This is a genomic window from Pseudorhodoplanes sp. (genome assembly GCF_059499825.1).
Genome location: NZ_JCABZI010000011.1, coordinates 331,993 through 344,222 on the forward strand (window position 1 = coordinate 331,993; position 12,230 = coordinate 344,222).

The following is a 12,230-nucleotide window of genomic DNA, read 5'->3' on the forward strand; positions in this document are numbered from 1 at the left end:
GTCGAAAGGAAGGCATATGACAAACGGATTGGCCGAGGGTGGGAAAGCCCCCGCCTTCAAGCTCCCCGACCAAAATGGCGACGACGTATCGCTGGCTGATTTCGCCGGACAAAAGCTCGTCCTCTATTTTTATCCGAAGGCGGATACCCCGGGATGCACGAAGGAGGCCATGGATTTTTCGAAGCTTGCAAAGAGCTTCGCCAAAGCCGGAACCGCCGTGCTCGGTGTATCCGCCGATCCGGTCGGGAAGCTGGTCCGCTTCCGGCAAAAACATGACCTCAGCGTGCCGCTCCTGTCCGACGAACGGCACGCCATGCTGGAGGCCTATGGCGTCTGGGGCGAGAAGAGCATGTACGGCCGGACCTTCATGGGCGTGAAGCGCACCACCGTCCTCATCGGCCCGGACGGCCGGATCGCCAAACTGTGGCACAACGTCAAAGTACCCGGGCATGCGGAAGAGGTCCTGGCAGCTGCGAAGGCATTATAATCGCTCTATCAGCCAATCATTTGCGGAAAATTAACCATACGGGACTGAAATCGACGCTGTTCAGCGTGGGCCCGCCCGGCGGGTCTGGCGGGGAGTGTCCATGTCCTACAGGCCGCATTCACACCATCCCAATCCGAGCCAATCTGCGGATCGCTGGGCCTATGAATATCCGGCAGGCCATCAGGGCGATGGCCGTCCGATGCATGCGGCCAAGCCGCGCCCGCAAGCGCCCGCGCACCCTTCCGGTCAGACCCAAAAGGCGCGCCGCAGCGGCTGGTCCACCGACTACACCCTGGTGCATGCAGGCCGTCAGGTTCGTCTCGGACCGGTCGCATTCTGGATCGTGGTCGGCAGCCTGGTGGTGATGGCCGGCTGGTCGGTGGTGACGGGCACCTATTTCGCATTTCACGACGATGTCCTGAAGCGCCTGATCGCCCGTCAGGCGGAGATGCAATACGCCTACGAGGACCGGATCGCGGAATTGCGCGCGCAGGTCGACCGCATCACCAGCCGCCAGTTGCTGGACCAGGAGCAATTCGAACAGAAGCTCGAAACGCTGGTGCGCAAGCAATCCACGCTCGAGCAGCGCGCGGCCACACTCAACTCGCTTCCCGACCTCACCACGACCGGCTCGATCCCGAAGCCCGCGCGGGGCAGCGACACCGGGCGCGGCACGCCAAAGCCCTCACCGATCAACGACACCGTGATTTTCCAGGCGCCGCCGGATCGCGAAGCACGGCTCGAATCCCGCTCAGCGCCGGCGCTGAACCTGCGCAACGCTGCAAAGACACGCGGCGGCGTCGAAGGCGCCCTCGCCCGCATGCAGGAATCGCTCGAACGGATCGAAGCCAAGCAATCCCAGTCGCTCGCAGTTCTCGAAGAGAGCTTCGAGGCGCGCGCAAGACGCATGCGCTCTGTGCTCTCGGATCTTGGAATCAATCCCGGCAAGGCCCAGCCCGCGCCACCTCCGCCCGCCGGCGTCGGCGGCCCCTTCGTTCCCGCGAACCTGGGCACCGAAGAAAAATCCTTTGAACGCCAGCTTTATCGCATCCATCTGTCGCGGACGCAGGTCGATCGGCTGACTCGCACGCTGCTCGACGTGCCCGTGCGCAAACCTGTCAGCGGCGAGATCGACATGTCCTCGGGCTTTGGCACGCGCATGGATCCGTTTCTGCGCTCGCCTGCGATGCATACCGGCCTCGACATGCGCGGCGATACCGGCGATCCGGTGCGCGCGACCGCGAATGGGACCGTAACGATGGCGGGAACCAATGGCGGCTACGGCAAGATGGTCGAGCTGGAACACAGGAACGGGTTGTCGACGCGCTACGCGCATCTGTCAGCCATCGATGTAAAGGTCGGCCAATCCGTGAAGATCGGACAGATCATCGGAAAACTCGGCTCGACCGGACGCTCGACCGGACCGCATTTGCATTACGAAACACGTGTCGATGGCGACGCGGTCGACCCGCAGAAATTTTTGCGCGCCGGCATCCGGCTGGGCCTGCATTGAGCTCCTGGTCGGATCCGAATCAATCAGTCATCCACATTGCGACGTTTCGTGACTTGACTTCGGACGCAGATAATTCAGGCTCGCGACTGTAACGAAACGAGCACGGAGGTCGTAATGGAACCACCGATGCAGGACGCCGCGATGATCGCCGTCGGAATCGTTCGGCCGGCAGCGTAGCGGCGAAACAAAACACGGACGGGTTGCCGGCGCGGGCCTCAGGGGCAGCATCAGTCAGGCAATGCCCCGCCTTGGCCCGCCCCGGTGATGCTTCTCTTGTTCGGTATCGCAGGCGACCGAGTGAATGCGCGGCTTTCCGCGCTGTTTGGGCAGTGCTGGGGCGAAACCGCTCGTCATACGAATCCGACGTCGGCTGAAGCTGCGAACCTCGCCGCGATCGGCATATTGCTGCCGGCTCCAATACTGACCGCGTCAATACTGACGGCTTCAATCGACGTCTTCGACCTGCTCCGGCCCGCCGCCAAAGGCCTTTTGCGCGAGCGCTGCGGCCATGAACTGATCAAGGTCGCCATTAAGCACGCCGCCTGTGTCCGACGTCGCAACACCGGTGCGAAGATCCTTCACCATCTGATACGGCTGCAACACATATGAGCGGATCTGATGGCCCCAACCGATGTCGGTTTTCAGGGCGTTTTCAGCGGCGGCCTTTTCTTCGCGCCGCTTCAATTCGGCCTCGTACAGTTTCGCCCGCAACATGTTCCACGCCTGCGCACGATTCTTGTGCTGCGAACGATCGGCCTGACAGGCGACGACGGTGTTGGTCGGGATGTGAGTGAGCCGGACCGCGGAGTCGGTCTTGTTGACGTGCTGTCCACCGGCGCCTTGGGCGCGCATGGTGTCGACGCGGACATCGGATTCCTTGATGTCGATGACGATGCGGTCGTCGACCACCGGGTAAATTCGCGCGTTTGCGAACGAGGTGTGTCGGCGCGCATTGGAATCGAACGGCGAGATGCGCACCAGACGATGCACCCCGTTTTCCGATTTCAGCCAGCCATAGGCATTGTGGCCGACGACCTTGACGGTCGCGGACTTGATGCCGGCCTCTTCGCCTTCCGATTCTTCGAGATACTCGACCTTGTAGTCGTGCTGCTCGGCCCAGCGCACGAACATGCGCAGAAGCATGTTCGCCCAGTCCTGGCTCTCGGTGCCGCCGGCACCCGCATGCACTTCGACGAACGCGTCGTTGGCGTCGGCCTCGCCTGACAGAAGCGCTTCCAGCTCGCGCCGGGCCACCTCGGCTTTCAGATTCCGAAGCACGGCTTCCGCGTCGGCAATGACGGATTGATCCTTCTCGGCTTCACCGAGTTCGATCAGGCCGACCTGATCCTCCACCTCCTGCTCGATCCGGCCGATCGCCGAGAGCTGGTCCTCGAGCGCGTTGCGCTCCTGCATGACCTTGGAAGCGCGCTGCGGATCGTCCCAAAGCGTCGGATCTTCGGAGATCTGGTTCAGTTCGGCGAGGCGGGCATTGGACGCATCGAAGTCAAAGATGCCTCCTCAGCAGCCCGACCGACCGCTTGATTTCCTCGACGAGATTTTCGATTTCTGCGCGCATTTTCTCTGCCACGAAAGTGTCAGCGCATTTAGACCGTGACCGGCCGTCATGCAACCGGTCCCCGACAATTGCCGAAGGCGATGCGGGGGGCGTGCCGCCTCAGTGCAGCCCGCCGAGCCCCGGCCGGAACAGCCGCTCGAACGGATTCATCGATTGCGGTGGCGGCGGCGCCGCTTGCGGGGCCGGTCCGCCCGACGGCTCGAACGAGCGCTCGCCCGAATCCGAATAGCCGACGACCGAATACGAATCCGGCGGCGCAGTGCCGGGCTTGAACGCCTCAAGGATCACGCGCTCTGAGCCCGGGCCAGCACGCATGCCGCTCTTCGGGTCGATACGAATGAGCTTGATGCCGGCCGGCACGCGGAACGGAACCGCGGGCTTGTCGGCCAGAGCTGCCTTCATGAAGTCGCGCACGACCGGCGCCGCCATCTGGCCGCCGGTTGAGCCGCGTCCCATCGGCCTGGGCTTGTCGAAGCCGAGATAAACGCCGACCGCGAGATCCGGTGAGAAGCCGACGAACCAGGCATCCTTCTCGTCGTTGGTGGTGCCGGTCTTGCCTGCAATCGGCTTGCCGACTTCGCGGAGCGTCGTGGCGGTGCCGCGCTGGACCACGCCTTCCATCATCGAGGTGATCTGGTAGGCGGTCATCGGATCGATGACCTGTTCGCGCTTGTCGATCAGGGTCGGCTCCGGCTGGTTGGCCCAGCGGTCGGCATCGCAACCGCGGCATTCACGCTGGTCGTGCTTGTAGATCGTATGTCCGTAACGGTCCTGAATGCGGTCGATCAGGGTCGGCTTGATGCGGCGTCCGCCATTCGCAAACATCGAATAGGCCGCGGTCATGCGAAGGGTCGTGGTCTCGCCCGCGCCGAGCGCGAAGGACAGATACGGCGGCAGATCGTCATAGACCCCGAACCGCTTGGAATATTCGGCAATCAGCGGCATGCCGACATCCTGCGCGAGGCGCACCGTCATCACGTTCCGCGAATGCTCGATCCCGAAACGCAGGGTTTGCGGACCGTAGAACTTGCCGGCGGAATAGTTCTGCGGCGTCCACACACCCGCGCCGGGGCCCTGATTGATCGAGATCGGCGAATCCATCACCACCGTCGACGGCGTGTAGCCGTTGTCGAGGGCCGCCGCGTAGACGAACGGCTTGAACGACGAACCCGGCTGGCGCAACGCCTGCGTCGCGCGGTTGAACTGGCTCTGGTCGAACGAGAAGCCACCGACCATCGCGAGCACGCGGCCGGTCCACGGGTCCATCACGGTGATGGCGCCGGAGATTTCCGGGATCTGGCGCAGGCGATATTGCGCTTCCTGACCGTTCTTGGCGTCGAGCGGCTCGACATAGATCACGTCGCCGGCTTCCAGCACCTGGTTGACCTTGGCAGGTACCTTGCCGCGCTGCGGGCCGGCGGCGGCCTTCGCCCACTTCACGCCCTCCAGCGGCACGATGCCGACGCGGCGCTCACGCACAACTGCCCCGCCCGGCTCCCGTGGTGGCTGGAAGCCGATGCGCGCGGACTGGTCGGACGTTTCCAGCACGACAGCGAGCTTCCAGCCGATGTCGGAAAGCGCCTTGATGTCGGACAGCTTGACGCCCCAGTCGCCCGAAATGTCGAGCTTCTGCACCGCGCCGCGATAACCGGCGCGCTCGTCATAGCGGATCATGCCGTCGACCAGCGCCTTGCGGGCGAGCTGCTGCAGCTTCGGATCGAGCGTGGTGCGCACCGACAATCCGCCCTCGTAGAGCTTCTTCTCTCCGTAGCGGTCGTAGATTTCGCGGCGCACCTCTTCGGCGAAAAACTCGCCGGCAAAGATATGCGAGCCGGTGGTGCGTGCCGTCACCGCAAGCGGCGTCTTCTTCGCGGCTTCGCCGTCCTCGGCCTTGACGTAGCCATTCTCGACCATGCGATCGATGACGTAGTTGCGGCGTTCTGTGGCGCGCTCACGCTGGCGGAACGGATGCAGGGTCGACGGCGCCTTCGGCAGCGCGGCGAGATAGGCCGCCTCTGCAATCGTCAGCTCGTGCACGGACTTGTCGAAATACAAAAGCGAGGCAGCCGCGATTCCGTATGCGGAGAAGCCGAGATAGATCTCGTTCAGATACAGCTCGAGAATCTTGTCCTTGGTATAGGCGCGCTCGATCTTCATCGACAGTAGCGCTTCGGTGATCTTGCGGGTGAACGACACCTCGTTGGTCAGCAGGAAGTTCTTCGCCACCTGCTGCGTGATCGTGGAGGCGCCCTGGGGACGGCGGCCGGTGCCGTAATTCTGCGCGTACAGCAGGCCGGCGCGGGCCATGCCCGTGAAATCGAGACCGCCATGCTCGTAGAAGTTCTTGTCCTCGGCCGAGAGGAAGGCGTGGATCACCCTCTTCGGCACCGCCTGGATCGGCAGATACAAGCGCCGCTCGCGCGCATATTCAGCGACCAGCGAGCCGTCGGTGGCATGTACCCGCGTCATCACCGGCGGCTCGTAATCCTGCAGCTGCGAATAATCCGGCAGGTCCTTCGAGTAATGCCACATCAGGCCGGCGACACCGGCGACCCCGACCAGAAACAGGATCGTCCCCGCCGCGAACAGGAAGCCGAAAAATCGCAGCATCAGTCTCATGACGGTTCAACCATTCCACGACGTGACATCGGAGGGCAGATCATAACGCAATTACATCGGCGCGAATCGAACCGGCCACCGGTCGCGCGCCGATACGCACAGACTACACCTTAATCGGCACAATATGTCGGATTTTCTGCTGATTTTACAGGGGCCCGACACCAATCTGGTGACGGTTTTTCATGTCGAAACTGAGGCTTTTCGCGGATCAGGGTTACCGCCGCCGGCCCTGGGCACGCCGATCAGCATGGTTTCGAAGTATTTACCACAACCCCTCAAATTTTACTCAAACGCATTGGAACTGGGTCCAATGGTTACTCCATCGGGTGATTCTCGGTCTGGCGAGCAGAGGGGACGTGCGTCTCCCCCCCTTTTGTGTTTGGGAGTAGCGTGTGAGTGTTCCGGACGCCCGATCGGGGGTGCCGTCGGTGCTGCGTTGGCACAAGACGCATCTCGCAGCGACCGCTGCCGCTATTGTCCTGTTTTCCCCGTCGGCATTCGCGATCGACGTCGCGACAGAGACCGAGTTGCGCGCGGCGATCGAGACCGCCCGCACCACGCCGAACACCGAGATCGTCCTCTCCGCCAATATCGCGCTGACACAGGACCTCCCCGCACTGCAGGGGACCGCCACTGTGCTCCGCTCGTCCACCGGCAACGCCTTCTCGATTAATGGCTCCGGCCAGTTTCGCGGCCTTTTCGTCTATTCTGGCAGTGCGACCGTCCAGGATCTGACCATCACCAATGCCGTTGCGAAAGGCGGCAACGGCGGCAACGGTCAATCCGGTGGCGGCGGCGGCGGCGCCGGTCTGGGTGGCGCGCTGTTCGTCAACGCCGGCGCCACGGTCACGGTCGAGAATGTGAGCCTGACCGGCAACGCCGCATCGGGCGGAACTGGCGGGAATGGGGGTAGCGGCGGCCAGGGCGGCGGTGGCGGCGGCCTCGGCGGCGATGGCGGCAACGCCCCGGCTTCGGGTGGCGGCGGCGGCATCGGCCGCAGCGCCACGGGTGGCAGCGGCGGCGGAGCCGGAGCGGCGGGCATCGTCACCGGTGCTCCGGGAGGCGGGCCGGGTTCCGGGCTGAACGCCACCGCCGGAGGCGCTAACGGCGGCGGCGGCGGCCAGGGTGCCGCGTCCGGCGGCGGCGGCGGCGTGGGCGGTGGAGGGAATGGCGGATTCGGCGGCGGCGGCGGTGCCGTTGGCGGCGTAGGAGGGTTCGGCGGCGGCGGCGGTGACGGCGCGCTCGGGGGCTTTGGTGGCGGCGGCGGCGCGACGGGTGGCTCCGGCGGCTTCGGCGGTGGCGCGGGCGGAAACTTCGCTTCGGCTACGTATGGCGGCGGCGGCGGCGCCGGCATGGGCGGCGCGATCTTCGTGGTCGAGGGCGGCACCCTGAACCTGCAGGGCAACCTCAGCATCAACGGAAACACCGTGGCAGCCGGCGCTGGCGGCACGGGCGGCACCAGCGGGACCGCAGGCTCCGCCTTCGGCTCCGGCCTGTTCATGCAGGGCAGCGGCACCCTGACCTTCGATCCGGGCGCGCTGCAGACCCAGATCATTGGCAACGTCATCGCCGATCAAAACGGCTCGATCCCGGGGGCACCGAATTTCGCCGCCGGCGGTCCGACCTGCACCATCGGAGTCGGATGCGCGGGCTATTCCGGCGCCGGCTCCTGGGCGCTGAACAAGACCGGCACCGGCACGCTCGTCCTCAACGGCAACAACAGCTTTACCGGCGGCGTCACCGTCAATGGCGGCACGATCAGAACCGGCCATAACAACGCGCTCGGCACCGGCACCTTCACCGTCCTCGGCGCGGCGCTCGATATTGCGAATGGCGTCACGATTTCGAACGCGACCAGCCTGCAGGCCGATCTCGACATCAATGTCGATGCGGCCGCGACCGGAACGCATGCGGGCGTCATCTCATCGACCGGCCTGTTCGGAATCAACAAGGTTGGTGCCGGCACGCTCGTGATGTCGGGGACCAACACCTATACCGGCCTGACCAATATCAGTTCCGGCGTGCTGCAGATCGACAACATCGATGCGCTTGGGACCGGCACCGCGGTCATCAACGCCGGCGGCGCATTGCGCAGCACAGTGACCGGAGATCTGGGCAACCAAGTCAACTTTTCCGGTGCAGGCACGTCGATGCTGTCGGCGGCCGCGGGTACCACGCTGACGCTGGGATCCCGCCTCGAATTCGGGGACGGCAATACGGCCCAGTTCGGTACCGCGACCGATACCGGAACGGTCGTCGTCGGTCCGGGCTCGTTCACGATCTCAACGACGGCTGACATCGCCGTCGGCGGTGGCACATTGCAGGCAGCGACCGGCGAGACTCGGCTGTCCTCCCTCACCTTCACCGCCGCATCCACCACCGTAAATGCGGGGGCGGTTCTCGACTTCAACGACACCACGACGGCGTCCTCCGGAGGCGTGCGAAATCTTCTTGGCGCCGGCACAGTGAATATCGGATCCAACTCCGCCAGCGTTCTGAATATCGGCAGCGGCACGTTCGCCGGCGGCATTACCGGCGCGGGCGGGATCAATGTCACCGATGTGGCGACCGCCGTTGACGGCACGCTCACCCTCAGCGGGACCGGGCTCAACACCTATACCGGTGCGACCAATATCCGGGCCGGCAACACGCTGCTCGGCGGCGCGGCCAACGCCTTCTCGGCCGTCAGCGCGCATGTCATCGCGACGGGCGGGACCCTGGATCTCGGCGGTTTCAACCAGAGCGTCGGCTCGCTCGCCGGGACAGGAACGGTCACATCGAGCGTCGCGGGCGCGGTGACGCTGACGGCCGGTGGGGACAATACCAGCACCGCTTTCAGCGGCACGCTGCAGGATGGCGCCGGTACCATCGGCTTTACCAAGACCGGCACCGGCACGCAGACTTTCGACGGCACCGGCAAGACCTATAGCGGCGACACCAATGTGAATGGCGGCTCGCTGCTGGTGAACACGACGCTGACGCAGTCCAACACATTCGTGAATGCCGGCGGCACGTTTGGCGGCACCGGTGTCGTACAGAATGTCACCGTCAATGGCGGCGTATTCGCGCCGGGCAGCGCCACGCCCGGTTCGCAGATGACAGTGAACGGCAATCTCGACTTCTCCGGCGGCGGCATCTATCGCGTGCGTCTTGATCCCGCCACCGTGTCGTCCGCCATCGTCAATGGCGCCGCCACGCTGTCGAACGGGGTGGTGCAGGCCCAATTTGCTCCCGGCAGTTATGTCGCGCGGCAATACACCATCCTGACCGCAAGCGGCGGACTGGGCGGCACGCAGTTCGCTGGCGTCACGGGCAACCCGGCTGGGTTCGCAACGGTGCTCGACTATGAAGGCAATGACGTGTCGCTGATCCTGACAGCGCAGCTCGGCTTCGGCGCGAGCTCTCTCGCCACCAGCCAGCAGAATGTCGCGACGACGCTCAACAGCTATTTCAACACTGGCGGCGCACTGCCGCCCCAATTCATGACGCTGTTCGGGCTGACCGGCGAGAGCTTGCGCCATGGATTAGGCCAAGTCTCGGGCGAGCCCAGCGCATCGGTGTCCACCGCGACCTTCATGGCGTGGAATTCGTTCTTCAACATGATCTTCGATCCGTTCGCGCAGAACCGCGGCGGCTTCGGCGACGGCGCAAACGCGATGCCATTCGCATCAACGGCCGATACGCAGTCCGACGAGATCCGCCTCGCCTATGCCGGGGTGTCACCACGCGGCGATCTCAAGAGCGGCATTGTCACGAAAGCGCCTGAGGCCCCTGCCCTCGCCGATCCGTTCGCCGCGCGCTGGCGCGTCTGGGGCGGCGGCTATGGCGGCTCAGCCACCACCGACGGCAACGCGCAGACCGGATCGCATGACACGACCTCGCGGGCATACGGGTTCGCCGCCGGCGCGGACCACTGGCTTGCACCCGACACGCTGATCGGCTTCGCGCTGGCCGGCGGCGGCACATCGTTCGGTCTCGATCAGGGACTGGGCGGCGGCACGTCCGACATGTTCCAGGCCTCGGTCTATGCACGGCAGAACTGGGGTGCGGCCTACCTCATGGGCGCGTTGGGTTACGGCTGGCAGGACTTCACGCTCAACCGCACGGTCAGCATCGCCGGCACCGACAAGCTCACAGCCGACTTCAACGCCAGCACCCTCGCCGGTCGGGCCGAAGGCGGCTGGCGCTTCGGCGGCCCGATGGCGGGCATCACCCCTTACGCGGCCTTGCAGGTGACGAGCCTCGATCTGCCCGGCTACACCGAGCGCGCGACGTCGGGTGGCAACGCCTTCGTCCTGTCCTATGCCGGCCGCACCGATACGCAGACCCGGAGCGAGTTCGGCGCACGCTTCGATTACGCGATGCCGATCCAGGCAGCGCTGATGACGCTCCGCGGCCGCGCCGCCTGGGCGCACGATTACGACACCGACCGCATCGCCAATGCCGGCTTCCTCGCGCTGCCCGGCACCGCCTTCACCGTGTACGGCGCGCGGCCGGATGCCAACTCGCTGCTGCTCGCGGCCGGCGCCGAATTCGCCTTCCTGAACGGCTTCTCGATCGCCGGCTCGTTCGAGGGCGAGTTCTCCGGCAACACCGAAAGCTATGCCGGCAAGGGCGCCGTCCGATATCGGTGGTGAGCGGCGGATCGGGTTGCGGATCGCGGTGACATCCGACGCCTTTTCATTGACCCGTTTCCTTCACGCGAAGCGGTATCCGCTTCGCTCGAACACGCTCTATCGCGGGCCGGCCGAGGCCTCGGCGCCCGCAATCCGGGTGCGGAAAAACTGCTCGACGGCCTGGACCATGGTCTTCGCGGTCTTGGCGCGCCAGGCCTCGGAGGTCAGCAGCTTCAGGTCGGAGCGGTTGGTCATGTAGCCCAGTTCGATCAGCACCGATGGCACGTCCGGCGCCTTGAGCACCACGAAGCCGGCCGATTTCAGCGGCTTCTTGTGCAGCCGCACCGTGTTCCGCATCTCGCCGACCAGCAGCCGCGCGAAGGCATGGGAGAAGGTCTTGGTTTCGCGATGCGCGAGATCGAGCAGGATGTCGGCGACATCGTCGGGCTCGTTGGTCAGGTCGATGCCCGCGATCACGTCGGAGCGGTTTTCGTCCTCGGCGAGCTTGGCGGCCTCGGCGTCGGAGGCGGTATCGGACAGGGTGTAGATCGTCGCCCCCTGCACATCCCCTTCCGATTTGGGCAGCGCGTCGGCATGCACCGAGATGAACAGCTCGGCCTGGCGCTGGCGGGCGAATTTCACGCGCTCGGCCAGCGGAATGAAGGTGTCGTCGGTGCGGGTCATCGTCACCCGGTAGCGGCCGGTCCTTTCGAGCTGGTCGCGCAGGGCGATCGAGAAATCGAGCACCACATTCTTTTCCAGGATCTCGCCGCCGCCAGCCTTGGTGCCGGTATCGAGACCGCCATGGCCTGGATCGATCACGATCAGCGGCCGCGGATCGCCGGAGCGCTGGTCCTGCGGCCGCGCCAGGGACGACGTCGTCGACCCCTGCGGTGGCGCCGGACGGTCCAGCGCCAGCTGCCGCAGGAACGCCTCGCGATCGGTGGCGGTGAGGTCGAGCACCAGCCGCGCCGGCTCGCCGCCGCGCGCCTCCAGCACCGTCGTCTTTTCGATCCGCACCGGCTTGGCGACATCGATGACGATCCGCGAACCGCCGGCCATCACCAGGCCATAGCGATAGGCCTTGATCAGCCCGCGCCCACTTTCACCGGATTTCGCAGGCAACTGGAACACTGTCTGCGGCAGATCGAGCACCACCCGGTAGGGATCGGCGAGCGTGAAGGCGCGAACTCCGATGGTGGCGGTCACGTCCATGACCAGGCGGGTGCCGCGCTCGTCACCGGCCAGACGGATATCAGTCGCGACGGGGAATCCGGCAGGCGCAGTCGCACGGCTTTGGGCTGCCGCCGCGGACATGGCCGCCAGCGTCACAAGCCCCGCGCAGATGGCTGTCGCAAAGCGGCCGGCCAATCAGTCGCCCTCCCCCGCCCGATCCATACCCCTTACGGAGTGGCGAGT

Annotated in this window: 6 protein-coding genes; 3 read left to right on the plus strand and 3 right to left on the minus strand. The window is 65.2% G+C overall.

From position 1 onward, the window contains the following. Positions 1-16: 16 nt before the first annotated feature. Positions 17-487, plus strand: coding sequence for a thioredoxin-dependent thiol peroxidase (gene bcp / locus AC5I5I_RS17675; RefSeq protein ID WP_495975231.1), 471 nt, complete (start codon positions 17-19; stop codon positions 485-487). A 100-nt stretch (positions 488-587) separates the two neighbouring features. Then, on the plus strand, positions 588-2,000 hold the full coding sequence (locus tag AC5I5I_RS17680) for a M23 family metallopeptidase (RefSeq protein WP_495975232.1): 1,413 nt from the start codon (positions 588-590) through the stop codon (positions 1,998-2,000). A 444-nt stretch (positions 2,001-2,444) separates the two neighbouring features. Here the strand turns inward: AC5I5I_RS17680 and prfB are convergent. Together prfB and AC5I5I_RS17690 are read right to left on the minus strand one after the other, a co-directional pair. Then, a protein-coding gene (gene prfB, locus AC5I5I_RS17685; RefSeq protein WP_495975233.1) for a peptide chain release factor 2 occupies positions 2,445-3,576 on the minus strand; the annotation gives its coding sequence in 2 pieces (ribosomal slippage) (positions 2,445-3,506 and positions 3,508-3,576; 1,131 coding nt in all). 99 nt (positions 3,577-3,675) lie between these two features. Then, the gene (locus AC5I5I_RS17690) at positions 3,676-6,195 is read right to left on the minus strand and encodes a penicillin-binding protein 1A (RefSeq protein ID WP_495975234.1); all 2,520 of its coding nucleotides are present in this window, start codon (positions 6,193-6,195) and stop codon (positions 3,676-3,678) included. A 392-nt stretch (positions 6,196-6,587) separates the two neighbouring features. On the opposite strand from AC5I5I_RS17690, the gene AC5I5I_RS17695 reads away from it, so the two are divergent. Further along, on the plus strand, positions 6,588-10,832 hold the full coding sequence (locus AC5I5I_RS17695) for an autotransporter domain-containing protein (protein ID WP_495975235.1): 4,245 nt from the start codon (positions 6,588-6,590) through the stop codon (positions 10,830-10,832). A 96-nt stretch (positions 10,833-10,928) separates the two neighbouring features. Here AC5I5I_RS17695 and AC5I5I_RS17700 read toward each other — a convergent pair whose 3' ends face one another. Further along, complete coding sequence (locus tag AC5I5I_RS17700) at positions 10,929-12,182, minus strand: N-acetylmuramoyl-L-alanine amidase (protein ID WP_495975236.1); 1,254 nt, start codon at positions 12,180-12,182, stop codon at positions 10,929-10,931. Positions 12,183-12,230 lie beyond the last annotated feature (48 nt).